Source organism: Terribacillus halophilus, assembly GCF_900101385.1.
Classification (GTDB): domain Bacteria; phylum Bacillota; class Bacilli; order Bacillales; family Amphibacillaceae; genus Terribacillus; species Terribacillus halophilus.
Genome location: NZ_FMZB01000004.1, coordinates 273753 through 290165, shown reverse-complemented (window position 1 = coordinate 290165; position 16413 = coordinate 273753). Strand labels below are relative to the sequence as shown.

Here is a 16413-nt window from a genome sequence, read left to right as displayed (position 1 = left end):
TTTCTGCATAAAAAATACCCTCCAAATTGACACTTAGTTTAAGTGTACCACTTGAAGGGTGTTTTTTTATGTCCCATTTGACTAGGTTAGTCTAATTTTATTTCTGGCTCTTTTTTTGTGATGTCATCATTGATAATGTTTTTCTTTATTGATTTGTATTCCCGAAGTTACGATCTTTTGATGTCTGATGGTGATGAAAATTTAGCAAAGATTTTCTACGGCACTGGATCCATTTGGTTTCCTATTGCAGCTGCTTTGATTGGATTATTCCTAATGTCCTTGCACTTCATCACGAAAGAAAAAAGTGGAACAAAAAGCCCTTAAAAACGCAAACCCAGCCAGAACAAAAAGGACCAACGATGAACATATTTGCTCACCGTATGGTCCTTTTTGCAATATCCCTTATTTAATCGAATCCTTCATATTCTCATACATACCGGCGACAGATTCGTCGATTTCTTCTCGTGACATTTTTCTGGCTTTTTCTGATCGGGCATAACCCATTTCCAAGCTGCCTGCTTTAATTCGTTCAAATATCGCATCGGCGAACTCATCCACAGGTGTCCCGAATGTGTGCAGTCCTACTCCGCCAAGATCTGTATTCACAGCTGGAGGTGCCACCTCAATTACTTGGACGGAGGTATCGGAAAGCTGGTGTCTGATGCTGACCGTAAAGGAGTGCATTGCTGCTTTTGTTGCCGAATAAATCGGGGCGATCGCCATTGGTGTAAAGCCTAAACCAGACGTGACATTAATAATCGCTGCAGTTTCTTTTTTCGCAAAGTATGGCGCAAATAACATAACAAGATGCATAGGTGCTTCCATATTGGCAATTATTTCTTGATTGAAATAACTCCAGTCATCTTTTGCATTTGCCTCCAAAATATTATACCGCTGCTGTATACCCGCATTATTTACAAGGATATTCACTTCTGGATAGTTCGTTAGTACCCAATCAAACAAATTGGCGCGATCAGCTTCAGATGAAACATCCGCTACATGTGTGATAAGCTCCGGATGCTTTTCCTTTGCTTCCTGAAGTTTTGTTTCACGACGGCCGCAAACAATTACCTTGCTGCCAGCTTTGATAAACCTTTCCGCAAAAGCGAAACCAATACCTGAAGCCCCGCCGGTGATCAGTACTGTGTTTCCCGACAAATTCATTTGCTGCCCCTCATTCCATATATCTTTAGCTTGCGTACTTATATTATCCCAGATACAATTTTCTTCTCAAACATTATGTCCTATAGCACAAGAATCTTATCAAAGCAGAAGTACAATTGATTATTCACCGGCTTCGATTTAAAAATAATTTCTCCCACTTTTACGTAGCCTTTTTTCTCGTAAAAAGCCAATGCATGCTTATTTTTAGAAAAAGCGTCCAAGCGAATACCTGTATAGCCTTGTTTTAATGCCGTCTCTTCAGCAAATTGAAGTATTTTCCCTCCGTAGCCTATGCCTTGTGCTTGAGGATGTATACAAAAAGTATGGACAATTAAATTGCTGCCACTTCGGTTGCGCCAATTCACTGTTTTCCATTCAGGAGATTGCCAGTCATTCAACACAACCGCGCCCATGACTTTTCCGTCTATTTTCAGTACATACAATTCATTTGCTTCTATTGTTTCTTAAAAAATAGTCTCGGTTAGGATAGTTTTCATCTCATTGGAATATCCCTTGTCCTTGAAGTTCCGTACTGCTTTCATCAAATAATCGTTGTATGGACTCTATATCCAGTGATTTTGCTAGTTCAATTGACGCATTAGTCACCTTCAAACCACCTCTTTCTCTGCGCTTTATGATATGGTTTAGTTTTCCTCGGCCCTTCTATTCAAGACGTTGAATAGGGACTATAAAGCAAGACTTCTTTAGACGTTGAATAGGGACTATAAAGCAAGACTTCTTTATCCGATATTTATTATGACACTATGCTGATAATTAATGTAAAAAAGACCCCTTGAGGAGTCAATTGAATGGTTCAGATATTATAAAAAAGCTAACAAAAAAGAAATCTAAATTATCTATTCACTATAAGAAGAAAGACCTCGCCCGATAAAGTTTGCGGAAACAGGCTTTTTTCCTATTTCTCTGGCCCAAATGGAAAGTTGTCCAATATGGTGAATTTCATGAGCAATCGTATGGCGCATGATCTCACCCCAAGTATCCGTTACAACCCTTCCATCAGGTAAGGTATCGTAATATATACGATTCTCCATACTAGCATCCCACCCGTTGACAAATTTCTCCACTTCCAAATGATATTCCGCATCCAGTTTTCGTACCATTTTTAAGCTTTTATAAGCATCGTAATTTTCCTCAAGATTGGTTTTGCCTTGTAAGAGACGAATCCAGCTCCATTCGACATCAACTATATGAAAAAGAGTATGTAATATACTTCCTTTTCCTCCCGTTCTGTTTTGCAGCAGTTCTTCTTCTCTCAATTCTTCACACCAATGATACCAGTCTTCCCTTACTATCCAGTTATATCTAAAAAACAATTGCAAAGCAGACCCTCCTCATTTTGCCGTAAACGTACTTTCACAATTTCTGCAAAACGCGGTTGAAATCCTTGTTCAACTTACCTTCCTAAGTAAATGATGAAGAAATATGACAGGGAGTATAAGAACAAAAAGACTAGTTCCCCCGCCCCATTGTTTGAATTCATATCAAAACTGATAGAAAATCCCTCTAAAATCTCCATGCGCTATTCACACTTGCAGAATATCCTGTAAGGTATGGATAAGTGTTTTATAATGAAACGCATAACCTGCACGCTCTAACCGATCAGGTATAACCCAGCGGCTCTTCAATACCAATTCCGTTTCGGTCCGGATGAAAACAGCTCCCATCTCCAGCATCCATTTAGGTGCAGGCAATCCGAAAGGGGCATTCATTTCGCTTCTCAGTATTTGCATCAATTCACGATTTGTCACAGGGTTCGGTGCCGAACAATTAAAAACCCCGCGCAGCTCTTTTCTTTCTATCAAGAAGAGCGTGATTTGAAACAAGTTTTCCATATGTATCCATCTAAACATTTTCTTTCCAGTGCCTTGTACATCGCCAAGTCCGAACTTCACTAAATTTCGATAAGGTGTCATGACCCCTCCGTCTTTCCCTAAAACAATTGCAATTCGTAATGCAATTTGTCTTGTTTCCTGCAGTTTGAACGAGAAAAATGTATCCTCCCATCTCGTGGCAACATCTACAGAAAAGCCCGCCCCGATTTCGCCCTCTGCTTCTGTCATCGGACGATCCTCCGCGTGTCGATAAATGGTTGCCGTACTGCTATTGATCCATAGTTCGGGTGGATTCTTGCAGGACTGAATTGCCTCGCCTAATATTTTCGTTGCCGCTACTCTTGAATTCATAATTTCTTGTCTATTACTCTCATTGTATCGGCAATTCACCGACTTACCAGCAAGGTTAATAAGGAGTTCTGCCCCTTCCAGTGCCTCATTCACAGCCGCATTATCATGCCAGGATATGTGCTGTTTCTGCCTGGAAATGATACGCACCTCATATCCTGATTCCGTAAATCGTTTCGTAAGATATTTACCAACGAAGCCTGTTCCGCCAGCTATGATCACTTTTTTCATTGTTCAGCTCCTTTGCTGATTTTGTCATTTTCCACAGTGAACTCGCCATAAACGACTATTCCGTTTCCATCACACGATAGAACCTTGATTAGCCGATAAACACCATCAGTAAGAGATCGGTCCAAAACATCTGTATTGACAGATGCTCTGCTTTGTGAATCGGGCTCGATGATCCAAGCATCAAGCTGGTGTGCACCGCCTTCCCTAAAAGGTACCTGAAACCACTTTTCTTGTTTGTCATCATATTTTTCTATTACAAATTCCCTGCCTTCGGTCAAAGAATGGTCACTTTGATTTTTTATCAGATAAGGTATCTCATCGGGAACTGTTCTGGTATCAATTTCTATTTCAAGTGTTACCAAAGGATCCGTCTCTTTTATGACATCTCCGTACGTACTCGGCTCAAGTTCTCTTGTACAACCAGAGACAGTGAACAATAAACATAGAATAATGATTCCCTTCACCTCAGGCACCTCCCTTTCTCCTAACTTTATCACAATAACCCCCTTACAAAAATAACCAACTCTCTAAACATCTTAATAGCACACTGTAAATTCAGAAAAAACAAATTAAAGGTTGATTCTGCATGAAGAAAGCATTATCATAAAAACTTATAAGAATACTCGGATTAAGAGAGGTGTAACAATGATTCAAATGATCCTGACCGGTTTGCTTTGCGGAGCATTACTGGGCTTTGTGATGCAGCGAGGGCGTTTTTGTTTGACTGGCGGCTTTCGCGACATGTTTTTAACGAAAGATAACCGAATGTTTTATGCCTTGCTGATTGCAATTGCGATTCAAAGTATTGGCGTATATACATTGATCCATGTAGGAGTCTTTGAATTCAATGCAGGTACGCTGCCAATCATTGCGGTAATCATAGGTTCATTCATTTTCGGTATCGGTATTATTTTTGCTGGCGGCTGTGCGACTGGTACTTGGTATCGAGCGGGGGAAGGATTAATCGGTAGCTGGATTGCACTGGCCGGCTATATGCTAATGGCAGCCGTCATGAAGTCTGGTGTATTACTGCCATTGGATACAGCTGTAAAAGAGGTGCAGCTGGAGAACAACTCCATTGCAGCTACATTAGGGGTAAATATCTGGATATTGGTTGGCATCTTTGGCTTAGCAGTCGGGTTCATCGTTTATCGTACTTTGCGTAAACCAAAAGTCAAGATTCCAGGTTTGAAGCCGAAAAGAACAGGTCTGGCTCATATTCTTTTCGAGAAGCGCTGGCATCCGTTTGTCACCGCCATTCTCGTAGGGCTCATCGCCATCTTGGCATGGCCGTTGAGTGTTGCTACCGGGCGTATCTCAGGTTTGGGTATCACCACTCCCTCGGCAAATATTCTTCAATATTTGGTTACAGGGGAATTGAGTTTTATCAACTGGGGTGTTTTTCTTGTCCTTGGTATCTTTTTAGGTTCTTTGTTCGCAGCAAAAATGAGTGGTGAATTCAGATTCAGGCTGCCTGATTTGAGAACAACCATTCATAGCTTCAGCGGCGGACTGATGATGGGCTTCGGTGCAGCCTTAGCAGGTGGCTGTTCAATCGGTAACGGTCTTGTGATGACTGCCATGATGACGTGGCAAGGATGGATTTCGTTAGCCTTCATGATTTTAGGAACATGGACTGCTTCTTATTTTGTTTATGTACGACCACGTAAAAAAGCCAAGCAAACTACACATGCTGTACCAGCATAAAGGAGTGTATTCAAATGAAGAAAACATTGGAAGTAATGGGAATGGTCTGCCCCTTCCCATTAGTGGAAGCAAAGGAAGCCATTAAAGACATACAATCGGGTGATGAGCTGGAGGTTCAATTCGATTGCACCCAAGGAACCGAATCCATTCCCAGATGGGCAGCCGAAGCAGGTCATGAAGTAACAGCTTATGAGCAATTGGGTGAAGCGGCTTGGACGATAACGATTAAAAAGAAATGAAAAAAGATCGCAGAGAAACTTTCATTCTCTGCGATCTTTTTTAGTTGGATTGGTGAACATTTGCTTAAATATCCTCAAATCCTATAACTATCAAAGATATCTTAAAAAATTCTGTATAAAACACCGGCGATTACTATTGTGCTTGCTATCGAAGTCACCGCTTGTTTTGATAGTAATCCTAGTGTATATCTGATACTGAATCTTTTCCGATTGTATATAAAGTAACTAAGCAAGCAGTTAATGTGGAAGCCAAGTACACCAACACAAACACTTGTGACGCTGTCATCATGGACAACAGATTTCCTGAATCCTGATTCAATACCAACAAACCATCTTTTCTTATGAACGAAAATACTATTCCGGTAACTGTATCATTAGGTAACTGCAAGACTCCAATCACAGGCGATAATAAAAACCCTAACCAGGTCATGATAGGAGTAGATTGCACTAATGATGCCACTAGACAAATCAATAAAAAAATGGGCATCGCTTGCAGTAGAAATTGCTTCATTACAGATTTTAATCTCCAAGTTACAGCCTTCCAATCCACCCTCTGGATATGAGGAAGTGTGGCAACTCGCTCTAGTTGACCCATGATACTTTTTTGTCTATTCCATACTCTGATATGGATGGCCCCGACTAAAAACAATATACATATATACGGGATAAATAATAAGGGCTTGCCAGCAGAAGCAAATATAGACAAGGTGGCACCTATTTGGTAGCTGCATGCTGAACCAAACGAAATCAGTGACACACATGCACCTCTTGTACATGAACTGCAGTTCCTGCTTTGCATCACCGCAACAACATTACACCCAAATCCAGTTAAGACAGGCACTAAATCTCTTCCAGTTAATCCAATCTTCCTCAGCCAAGGGTCCAAGGTATGGGTAATGTGCTCTTGTACGCCACTTTCTTCCGTAATAGATGTTGCTAAACCAACAAGTATTATGACGGGAAAAGCCCAGATGAACGAGTACCAGCCTAGCGTCACCAGACCATAATCCCCGACTAACACTTCCCTTAATAAACTCGGAAAGTTTGTCGTTGCACGTTGCAGAGGCTGGATCAGCCAACTTTCCGTAACAATCTGGACATTACTTGCCAACAAATACGCTAAAATCACCGGTGCTCCAAAAATGGAAAGGGAAGCGATCATCGCACATAACGGACCCAAGACCGGTAGATGAAAAGGAAAGATCAGCTTTTGTTTTTCTTGGATAGAGTCAGGCAAAAACGTGAGTATACTGCCACTGATATTCCAAGTTGCTGCTGCTTTTATCGCTTCATATATTTCACTGATATGCTTCTCTTTGATGTCTCGGGCATCCAACCAAACCAAGGGTATGTTTAAAAGTCTTTTTATCTGCTTCTGTTCTAATTCTGTCTGCTGATATTCATCTGCGTGAGTGACTAATATAACTACTTTTTTGCTTCTTAATAGGAGCTTTTCATTTAGACTTATAAGATTTTCTTTAAGCTCTGATGCTTTTATTACCAGCATGACCACATCAGCGTTATCAGCTGCCGCTAATGCTGATTGAGTGGTAAGGGAATCAACCTCAAATCTGATTCCAGGTGTATCAATCAGCTTTAAATTTCGTCCCGTAAATAAAGCAGCAGCAGTCTCATAAGTAGATCCCTTCACATAAGAACTGTTAATCGTCCTATCATTGGTTAGCGTACGATAAACAGCAGACTTTCCCACAGATTCATACCCTATCAATATTACCTTTTGAGCATGAACATTATTTTTTAACATTGACACCTTTCTCCGCACATTGAAAGATCATCTAATATGAAATTTTCTTGTCTATACATATCTAAAATATCTTTATTCAGCTTTAATCGCTCTGCAAGGACTTTGGCCACCACTGCATATCGTTGTCGAAATTTATAGATATAACAAAATATATGACTCCTGTGCCTAATCTCGGGACCTGCCAGAAATATTCCGGGCGTTTTTATCAATTCATCATTCTCGGTTAACAATGCTTCTCCATGTTCCCCAAAGGAAATAAGTGATTTAATCAACTTTGTGCTTCCTGTAAACCCTGTAGCCAAAATAGGGGGCTCAGTGCAGACAAACTTCCTTCCATCGCTGCTCAGCACTTGATAGCCACCGTCTTGTTTCACTATGCATACAACTTCCGTATCGCCGATCAATTCCAGATCATCCGATATCGATTTTTCTGAAATACGATTGTACGTATATGGGGTAAGCGAAACACTCGGATCGCTATGATCAAATTCCCAAGTGTTCGTTTTTGCCAGTACTTTTACATGAGAACCAAATTTACAGAGATGATAAGCTGCATCCATCCCGCTTTCATACCCACCGATTACAATATGATCACTGACAGGTATATCTTTCCATGATTCTACCTCACTGGTATGGATTGCCAGATCTCCACCTTGAAAAGGATTACTATTTGGATATTGATACTCACCGGCGGCCCAAACAACGAATTGAGCTTGAATCTTCTTTCTTGAAGTCACAACAGTAAAGCAATCTGTCTCTATATTTTTTTCTATTGTCAAAACAGTAGTTTTTTCTTCTACTGGCAAATCAAAATGTTCAGCAATCAAAGCTAAATATTCAGCATACTCCTTACCTGTCGGATGCTCCTGGTCTAACGTGAAAGCAGGTGAAGTTTTAGGCACTATTGCATTTAAATCTGTTTGCCCAAACCCTTGTGCTGGAAATGAAGGCGTAATGAATCTCATCTCAGCTGGCCATTTTTTAAAGCTGCTCCCAACTTCCTCTTTTTCCAAAATAACGAAACTATCGCAACCCATTTCTTGCAGGATACTCCCTATTCCTAGTCCAGATGGACCAGCTCCTACAATCACCACGTCATAGTGAGCATCCATATGTATGCTCCTCCTTATTTAAAAAGTAATATTTACGATTTACGAAAAATAATGCCATTTTGGCACACAATCGTTTTCGCTTGCAACAAGAACAAAGCCCCCAAATTCATGTGATAGCAGAATACTAATATTCCATCTACTCGTTTGTCAGTGCTTGTTCTAAAATTTCAATATTCTTGTCCATTAAAGTAATATAATCCTCATTGTTTTCAATATCTTCTTCAGTCAGTGTTTCCAGATTGTGGATTCTTAAAATATCTGCACCTATTTCTTCTTGGACAACTTCTGCTACTTTAGGGGAAATATTTTGCTCAAAAAGTACATAATTCAAATCGTTATCTTCCGCAGTGTGAATGATGCCCTCTAGTTCCTTTTGCGATGGTTCGTCACTTGGTGACAGTCCAGTGATTGGAACTTGTTCGATGCCATAATTTGCTTCCCAATAACCGTAAGCCGCGTGTGAAACAATAATTTTGTTCGTAGGTTTGTCTTTTACAACTTCTTTAAATCTGAGATCTAAATCACTTAAGTCATTCGCAACTTTCTCAAAATTAGCTTCGTAGTCTGTTTCATTATCAGGATCAAGTGCAATCAACTCGTTTTTCATATTCTCTGCCAGTTGCTTCGCGCGTAAAGGATCTAACCAAATGTGTGGATCTTTATCCCCATGATGGTGATGTGCTGCTTCTCCCTCATGATCATGGTCATGCGTTCCTGCTTCTTCTCCTTCATGATCGTGGCTATGCGCTCCTGCTTCTTCTCCTTCATGATCGTGGCTATGCGCTCCTGCTTCTTCTCCTTCATGATCGTGGCTATGCGCTCCTGCTTCTTCTCCTTCATGGTCGTGGCTATGCGCTCCTGCTTCTTCTCCTTCATGGTCGTGGCTATGCGCTCCTGCTTCTCCTTCATGATCGTGACCTTCATATGGTATCTGATCGATTCCTTCTGCCATCTCAACAATAGGCAGTTCATCCTCACCTATTGCATTTGCAATCGCGCTCGCATACGTTTCCATCTCGTCACTGGCATAGAAGAATGCATCACCTTTTGCTATGTCTACCATCTGATTAGAAGTAGGCTCAAAAGTATGTGCATCGGACCCATTAGGGATTATTGATTCAACATTTACATGATCTCCTCCGATCGTTTCAGCAAAATATTGGATAGGATAAATAGTTGTGTAGATGTTTAGCGATTCCGTATCTTCTTTATCAGTAGTTGCATTTGAACTGCTCGAACACGCACCTAAAAATAGTACTGAAATGAAAGCAAGTGACGTGAAAAAATATATGTTTTTCTTCAACTGCAAACTCTCCTTCTCGCTTGATTTTAGATTTCCTGGTAGATTATATCGTAATGATTACAATTTGTAAATTGTAATCATTACACTTTTCAAAAGGACATGAATAAGTCCTGCTTGTTTTGCTCGATCATCTGCAAGCAGGACACATACCGTATAATAATATATGAGCTCATAAATATAAGCCTGGTATTTAGCTAGAAAACTAACCAGCATATAATTTACAGTACTATGATACGTTTTTAATCCACATACTTCCGCTTCTTCTTCGACTTCAGCATATCTCCTGTCCAGCCTTTTGCTTTCAAGAACCAATAAACGAGAAAGGTCGAAAGAATGACTAAAATCATAGCCGCAATATATCCGAATTTCCACTTTAATTCAGGCATGTTATCAAAATTCATGCCCCATAATGCACCGAATGCCATGATAGGGGTAAAGAGAACAGTCATGACAGTAAGTGTCTTCATGATCTCATTGCCTCTAAAAGAAGAAACAACATCCTCAAAATCAATCAATGCCCTGATCTCTTCTTCATAGGCGCGAATGAGATTGTCACAACGTTCAAATCGATAGTTTGTCCGTTTAAAATGTACGTTCTGCGTATATTTCTCTCCAAATGCTTCGACTATGCCTGTCTTAACCTCCATGAATGGGATCAGGAAGTTTTTCCACACCAATATTTCATGCCGGTTTTCGGCTATCTTATTAAGCAGCCTAGTGTCATTATGCTCTTTGACTTGCCAAAGCAAATCGTTCAGCCTGACTTCATATTGATCTATTTTATGTAGAAAGGCCGACATGATCTCCCCGAGGAGTATCATGAATCCTTCAATTGCATTGTTTGCATCTTGCATTTTAGCAAGAATCCCTTCTTTTGTTGCTGTCGGTAATAAAGTAAAATCAAGTTCTGTCGTTAACAGGGTTTTTTCTTTTACGAAGAATTGTAAAAGATGATTCTCTTCCTCTTTATCCACTTCTTGTACATAGATGAGTGTTCCCCAAACAGCCAAGGATTTATGATTGGTTGTCTCCATTTGCAAACTATTGGTCTCTGTGTCGTTTATATGTTCGAGCCAAGGTATTTCCTTCGTGTAATGTTTCAATTCTGAACTTCTTTCTAAGTCTATTTCCCGATTGAGTTGAAGCCACTCCCACTCTGTATCCGAAAAAGCGTGCTTCTCCATATTTTCCCCTCCATTTTTTCTTTTTTATTTTCCCTTATGTCAAGTTATCTAATCCCTTCCCTCCCACCATGCATACAGAAAATCATGACGTCCAACAAGAAACGCTTTACAAACTCCATTTTATTTCTTACTATGAATCTATAAATTGCATAACGAGCGACGCACTAGGGGAGCTGGCAACGGCTGAGAGGAATCCTTGATTCTGACCCTTTGAACTCGATCTGGATAATACCAGCGTGGGGAAGTGCAGCCAGAATTGTCCTATTCTTTTTGTGTATATTCTGCGACTGCGCCCTATGGTGCCGTCGCTTTTTATATGCAAAAAAATAGGAGGAATCATTTTGGAACTGCAAAATTATTGTGGGACCAGCCGAATTGCCGGCTGCAGTTTTTCGGTTTATCCGATGACAGACAGATTCAAGGAAATCATTTTGGAGGCATTAGAGATCGTCGATACCTCAAAAGTATGGATGGAGACAGATGATGTAACAACTCTTGTACGTGGGAGAATTCCACATGTATTCGATGTCACATCTGCTATTTTCCTAGCAGCAGCCAAAGATGGAGATCATGTTGTGTTCAATGGCACCTACTCCATTGGCTGCCCTGGCGATTCAACTGGTGACGTCTATATGGCCGAAGACGGAATCAAGCTGAATCTTCTCATTACAGCAGGGATAAAGCTTGAAACAGCATCCAAATTCTCGCTCTATCCATTAGGCGGCGGTAATTATATGGATACCATCTACAGCCAGATCGAAAATATGCGTAAACGTGGAATCACTGTTTCCAAGTCTCATTATTCCACCCGGCTTGATGGCAATGCCATTGATGTGCTTGAAGGCTTGGAACATGTTTTCACCGAAACGGAAATCTCCGGGTCCTCCCACACAGTCATGACGGTGACCATGTCAGCTAACAGTCCTTCTGCCAAGGGTGTGATCAAATGAAAAGCTGGCGGATGAAGGATATTGTCGTCATGGCGGCGCTTGCCGTCGTATTCGGTATTGTTTATCTATTATTCCTGCCTGTCAATGTCGTGATGATGGGGCTTGTCGGTCCGATTGGAACCGATATCATCTTCGGGGTATGGTTCCTTGTCTCCATCGTGGCTGCTTATATTATCCAAAAACCTGGTATCGCCCTAGTCTCGGAAACGATTGCCGGCATTGTCGAGGTGCTGATCGGCAGCAGCGCTGGTCCGATCGTCATCCTTACAGCCATTGTGCAGGGTCTTGGTGCAGAAGCAGTATTTGCCATGACGCGCTACCGTTCGTATCATGTGCTCGTACTGATGGGTGCAGGAATTGGCGCAGCCATCACAAGTTTCATCTGGGGATATTTCCGCGGGGGCTTTGTAGCACTTGACCCTGCTTACGTTGTGCTTATGCTTGTTGTCCGGATCATCAGCGGAGCTGTGATTAGCGGCCTGATCGGCAAAGCAATCAGTGAGGCGCTGGCTAAAACAGGTACATTGACGAGCTTCCCGCTCGGCAAAACATACCGCCAGCGAAAAGCAGGATGAAACAGCCCCTTCTGGAAGTAAACCAGCTTACCGTCACATTTGAGGAAGAAAGCATCCCTACCTTAACTGATTTGAGTTTTACGATACAGCAAGGGGACAGCATTCTCCTGCTCGGACCAAGTGGATCCGGAAAAAGTACCCTCACCTATTGTTTGAACGGGTTGTATCCAAAAGAACTGGATGGAAAGATGAGCGGCAGTATCTCCTTCAAAGGGTCCAAGATCGAGGATTTCAAAAGCGGAGAAATTAATTTAGAGGTTGCAACTGTATTTCAGGATCCCGAAACACAATTTTGCATGCTGACGGTGGAAGATGAAATAGCCTTCGGATTGGAAAATAGAAAGTTAGCTCCCGAGAAGATGGATGCAGAAATAGATCGTGTACTCTCCCTTATTGGTTTACAGCATAGGAGAAAAGATCAGATCCACACCTTATCCGGTGGGCAGAAACAGAAATTGGCATTGGCAGCGGTACTGGCACTTCAGCCTCGATTGCTCATTCTCGATGAGCCGACAGCCAATCTGGATCCAGCTGCGAGTAAGGATCTTGTAGAAACGATCCATTACTTAAAAAAACAGCAAGATATCACACTTCTGATAATTGAGCACAATATTGACTACTGGCTGCCACTTATTAACCGGACAATGCTTCTGGACCGAGATGGCTCGTTATTCTTTGACGGAGACTTGAGTGATGCGATCAATCTGTATGACGAGGATCTGCAGCAACGCGGCATTTGGCTGCCCGAGGCCGTTCTTCTGGCCAAGCAAGCACAGCGTCCAAAGCCCTGGCCGCTTACAATCGATCGGCTTCCTGACGGTTTGCAATTCCAGACAGTAACGCCGGAAGTTATGCAGACAGAGAAATGTATTGTCCGTGTAGAGAATGCTATCTTCCGCAATAAAGAAAAAGTCTTTCTGGATATCCCCAACCTTAATCTTTGGCGAGGAGAATTTCTAGCTATTACAGGAAAAAACGGCAGCGGAAAGACGCTTCTTTCCCGACTGATGACTGGATTATTGAAACCCACTGCTGGGGGTATCGAATTTCTCGGAAACAAACTTTCACGTTGGAAAACGGATGAACTATATCAGCAGATCGGCTATGTATTTCAAAATCCCGAGCATCAATTTCTTACCGACTCTGTTTGGGAAGAAATTGCCTTCGGTCAGACGGCATACGAGGGGGAAATCAAGAAGGCTTTAGAGGAAATCCAATTAGCTCCACAAGCCGACAAGCATCCTTTCAGCTTGAGCCAAGGACAAAAAAGACGGCTCAGCGTGGCGACGATGCTGGTCCAGGAACCACAGCTGCTTGTCCTTGATGAACCTACATTCGGCCAGGACAGCCATACGACCGACGTACTGATGGATCTGATCTGTAAACATCATCAGCGCGGCTGCACCATTGTCATGATCACACACGATATGGAGCTGGTCGATCGTTTTGCCACACGCGTTTTGATTGTCGAGCAAGGCTGCATCGTTCACGATGACAAACCGGAGAACGTTTGGTCCAAGGCCAATCTGTCCGGCTATGGACTCTCCCTCCCTGCCAGGGAAGCTTACCGAAAGCGCAAACAGGAGGCGAGCCTTTATGCATGACATCAACCCAAGCGTCAAAGCTGGAACCGTCACCCTTGCAGCGATCATCATCGCTTTCCTTTTTGATCCGATCGCACTCCTTCTGTATATTGGCTGGACAATGGCTGTCACCATGCTGTTCGGGAAGGTACAGATAAAGAAATATCTTCTCTATCTGCTCCCCTTCACATTATTTGCGCTTGGCATGCTGGTCTCCACACTGCTGTTTGCGAAAACACCGGAGAATCCCGCTGTCACCCAGCAATTCCTTTTCTGGGAAATGCCGAGGGAAACAGTACAGGATGCACTTGCTTTGGCTATCCGCGTATTCAGCTACGCCACGCTGTCCCTGCTATTCGTCCTGACAACAGATAAAGTGGCGTTTATCTTGAGTTTGATCCAGCAATGCCGTGTTTCACCCAAGCTCGCTTACGGTATTCTGGCCGGCTATCGCTTTTTGCCATTATTAAAGGATGAGCTATCGACAATCCGTTCCGCCCACCTCATCCGGGGTGCCAGAACCAAGACCAGCCGTTTTACCAGGTACAAACAATACACCATCCCGCTGCTGGCCAGCGCCATCCGCAAAGCCGAGCGTACTGCCGTTGCCATGGAGTCCAAAGGTTTTACAGGCGAGAGGGACCGCACATTTTACCGCTCCTATCACGTACGCTGGACCGATTGGGCATTTGCCATCGTCATGTTGGGAGCCATCCACCTCTGTATCATTGTTTCTGGATCGTTTCGGTAATAAGCAAAAGGGTTATACTGGATGAAAAAAGGAGAGATGACCATGTGCGGCAGATTCACCTTACTCACTCCCTGGGAAGAAATCCTGCGTACATATGACGCAGTCTCTGAAATGGAAGCGCTAGAGCCTACCTATAATATCGCTCCTACCCAGCAGATTGCAGCCATTATCCATGATGGACAGAAACGACGACTCGGTAGCCTGCGCTGGGGCTTGATCCCACCATGGGCGCCAGACAAGAAAATTGGCAGCAAAATGATTAATGCCAGATCCGAAACACTACTGGAAAAGCGCAGTTTCAAAAAAGCCTTCCAGAAACAACGCTGCCTCATACCAGCTGACAGCTTCTATGAATGGAAATCCGAAGACGGAAAAAAACAGCCCATGCGCATCCAACGCAAAGATAAGAACCCCTTTACCTTCGCTGGACTTTGGGAAAAATGGCAGGATGAAGACGGCTACAACGTCTTCACCTGCACCATCATCACAACCGAAGCAAACAGCTTCATGCAGCAGATTCATAATCGAATGCCAGTCATCCTGCCAGCTAACGCTCAAGGTATATGGCTCGACCGGGATGAACATGACCCAGACAAATTGCAGTCATTGCTGGAGCCTTATACGGAGGAATTGACGGCATATCCAGTATCAACGCTGGTGAATTCACCGAGGAATAATAGTAAGGAATTGATTAATCCATTGTAAAAGGAGCATGTAAATGGAACTGCACCCCAATTTTAGACATTATCTAAAATTGGGGGCGCTTTTTATATAGATATTTATTTTTCGAAAAACGTTCACTACATGTTGCCCGATAACCTTCCTATTCAAAGCATCTGCCAACCTAGCAAGTGATCATTCTCTATTATCTTGCTTAAGCTGAAATAAGCGCATTAAGCCGTTAACTAAAAGATCATTTGGGTCTTTTTTATGGATACTGTAAAATGGCTGTCTGATGCTTTTAATATCACAGCCATATTTCCTCAACTCTCGATGTATCAATACCTTCACAATATCCGACCGCCATAATTGGCTTGTGTTGAGCACTACCACATAGTCAATCCGGACAGACGAAAGGTGAGCCAACATCTCTTGTAAGCCCACCCTGTCTATTTCCAATGCTTCTTCATTAAGTTTTGCGCCACTGATTCCTTCATCTCTAAAAATGTGTATCAAGTTCCAGCCTTGTTCTTCACAATATGCTTTGATTTCCTCTTCTTGATATTTCAAGCTATATCCATCTCTTGCTTGCCCTTGAGTTGAGACTCGTATATACCCAGCAACGTTCAACTTTCCAACCTCCCGTTACATAAATTGTAGTTTGTGTAACGCTTTTTTAGCGAATAGCGAGTATTATACGGTTTCCTCTAAGAAAATAACAACCCTAATTTTTATTTGTTCTGTTTTATTAATGCGACCTTTTGGGTTATCCATTGCTTATCGCTACGAGCCTTGTCATTCTCGTTAGTTTAAGTGCTTTGCAGTATCATAAGTATCCCAGCCTTATAAAATATCATCTCGTTCGGTTCTCGCACTTTTCTCTTCAGATAAAGTATTACTAAGTACTCCATGATGGTACAGCCATCATGAAGTCTCTATTTCACATAAGTTATCTTTATCTTTACTCTTTTCAACCAATATTATTACA

The 16413-nt window shown here is 42.2% G+C and carries 16 protein-coding genes, 1 pseudogene and 1 riboswitch; of the genes and pseudogenes, 7 read left to right on the top strand and 10 right to left on the bottom strand.

All coding sequences use genetic code 11. The annotated features are described in order from the left end of the window. Positions 1 to 402: 402 nt before the first annotated feature. The 5 genes from BLQ53_RS09635 to BLQ53_RS09615 all read right to left on the bottom strand — a co-directional run bounded on the left by BLQ53_RS09635 (position 403) and on the right by BLQ53_RS09615 (position 4060). Positions 403 to 1164: an SDR family oxidoreductase gene (locus BLQ53_RS09635; RefSeq protein ID WP_093727092.1), complete on the bottom strand. Its 762-nt coding sequence runs from the start codon at positions 1162 to 1164 to the stop codon at positions 403 to 405. Positions 1165 to 1244: 80 nt separating this feature from the next. Next, positions 1245 to 1607: a GNAT family N-acetyltransferase gene (locus BLQ53_RS09630; protein ID WP_093727091.1), complete on the bottom strand. Its 363-nt coding sequence runs from the start codon at positions 1605 to 1607 to the stop codon at positions 1245 to 1247. Positions 1608 to 2021: 414 nt separating this feature from the next. Continuing rightward, on the bottom strand, positions 2022 to 2504 hold the full coding sequence (locus BLQ53_RS09625; RefSeq protein WP_093727090.1) for a DinB family protein: 483 nt from the start codon (positions 2502 to 2504) through the stop codon (positions 2022 to 2024). A gap of 204 nt (positions 2505 to 2708) precedes the next feature. After that, positions 2709 to 3596, bottom strand: coding sequence for a TIGR01777 family oxidoreductase (locus BLQ53_RS09620; RefSeq protein ID WP_093727089.1), 888 nt, complete (start codon positions 3594 to 3596; stop codon positions 2709 to 2711). After that, complete coding sequence (locus BLQ53_RS09615; protein ID WP_139180864.1) at positions 3593 to 4060, bottom strand: immunoglobulin-like domain-containing protein; 468 nt, start codon at positions 4058 to 4060, stop codon at positions 3593 to 3595. The genes BLQ53_RS09620 and BLQ53_RS09615 overlap by 4 nt, the downstream gene beginning before the upstream one ends. 181 nt (positions 4061 to 4241) lie before the next feature. Here BLQ53_RS09615 and BLQ53_RS09610 point away from each other — a divergent pair, with 181 nt between their 5' ends. Next, on the top strand, positions 4242 to 5303 hold the full coding sequence (locus tag BLQ53_RS09610) for a YeeE/YedE family protein (RefSeq protein ID WP_170829643.1): 1062 nt from the start codon (positions 4242 to 4244) through the stop codon (positions 5301 to 5303). 14 nt (positions 5304 to 5317) lie between these two features. After that, positions 5318 to 5542 carry a sulfurtransferase TusA family protein gene (locus BLQ53_RS09605; protein WP_093727087.1) on the top strand — a complete coding sequence of 75 codons (225 nt, stop codon included), beginning with the start codon at positions 5318 to 5320 and terminating at the stop codon, positions 5540 to 5542. A gap of 178 nt (positions 5543 to 5720) precedes the next feature. Here the strand turns inward: BLQ53_RS09605 and BLQ53_RS09600 are convergent, their stop codons facing one another. From BLQ53_RS09600 to BLQ53_RS09585, 4 genes are all read right to left on the bottom strand, one after another. Continuing rightward, positions 5721 to 7307 carry a nucleoside recognition domain-containing protein gene (locus BLQ53_RS09600; protein ID WP_093727086.1) on the bottom strand — a complete coding sequence of 529 codons (1587 nt, stop codon included), beginning with the start codon at positions 7305 to 7307 and terminating at the stop codon, positions 5721 to 5723. Continuing rightward, entirely contained in the window at positions 7301 to 8419 is a 1119-nt protein-coding gene (locus BLQ53_RS09595) for an NAD(P)/FAD-dependent oxidoreductase (protein WP_093727085.1), read from the bottom strand. Before BLQ53_RS09595 ends, BLQ53_RS09600 begins: the two co-directional genes overlap by 7 nt. A gap of 136 nt (positions 8420 to 8555) precedes the next feature. Beyond that, positions 8556 to 9722, bottom strand: coding sequence for a metal ABC transporter solute-binding protein, Zn/Mn family (locus tag BLQ53_RS09590; protein WP_093727084.1), 1167 nt, complete (start codon positions 9720 to 9722; stop codon positions 8556 to 8558). Positions 9723 to 9961: 239 nt separating this feature from the next. Next, positions 9962 to 10906 (bottom strand): magnesium transporter CorA family protein, encoded by a 945-nt coding sequence (locus BLQ53_RS09585; protein ID WP_093727083.1) that lies wholly within the window; start codon positions 10904 to 10906, stop codon positions 9962 to 9964. Between the two features lie 156 nt (positions 10907 to 11062). Continuing rightward, positions 11063 to 11166: riboswitch (TPP riboswitch) on the top strand. 87 nt (positions 11167 to 11253) lie between these two features. Here BLQ53_RS09585 and BLQ53_RS09580 point away from each other — a divergent pair. Genes BLQ53_RS09580 through BLQ53_RS09560 form a run of 5 tightly spaced genes read left to right on the top strand, consistent with a single transcriptional unit; the run spans position 11254 to position 15470 of the window. Next, complete coding sequence (locus BLQ53_RS09580) at positions 11254 to 11856, top strand: Ykof family thiamine-binding protein (RefSeq protein ID WP_244499318.1); 603 nt, start codon at positions 11254 to 11256, stop codon at positions 11854 to 11856. After that, on the top strand, positions 11853 to 12431 hold the full coding sequence (locus BLQ53_RS09575; protein WP_093727082.1) for an ECF transporter S component: 579 nt from the start codon (positions 11853 to 11855) through the stop codon (positions 12429 to 12431). Before BLQ53_RS09580 ends, BLQ53_RS09575 begins: the two co-directional genes overlap by 4 nt. Then, positions 12428 to 14035 (top strand): ABC transporter ATP-binding protein, encoded by a 1608-nt coding sequence (locus BLQ53_RS09570; RefSeq protein WP_093727081.1) that lies wholly within the window; start codon positions 12428 to 12430, stop codon positions 14033 to 14035. Before BLQ53_RS09575 ends, BLQ53_RS09570 begins: the two co-directional genes overlap by 4 nt. Then, positions 14028 to 14765 carry an energy-coupling factor transporter transmembrane component T family protein gene (locus tag BLQ53_RS09565; RefSeq protein ID WP_170829642.1) on the top strand — a complete coding sequence of 246 codons (738 nt, stop codon included), beginning with the start codon at positions 14028 to 14030 and terminating at the stop codon, positions 14763 to 14765. Before BLQ53_RS09570 ends, BLQ53_RS09565 begins: the two co-directional genes overlap by 8 nt. Before the next feature lie 42 nt (positions 14766 to 14807). After that, entirely contained in the window at positions 14808 to 15470 is a 663-nt protein-coding gene (locus BLQ53_RS09560) for an SOS response-associated peptidase (protein ID WP_093727079.1), read from the top strand. 165 nt (positions 15471 to 15635) lie between these two features. On the opposite strand, the pseudogene BLQ53_RS09555 reads toward BLQ53_RS09560, so the two are convergent. After that, a pseudogene (locus BLQ53_RS09555) lies at positions 15636 to 16055 on the bottom strand (recombinase family protein); the annotation flags it as partial. Between the last annotated feature and the right edge of the window lie 358 nt (positions 16056 to 16413).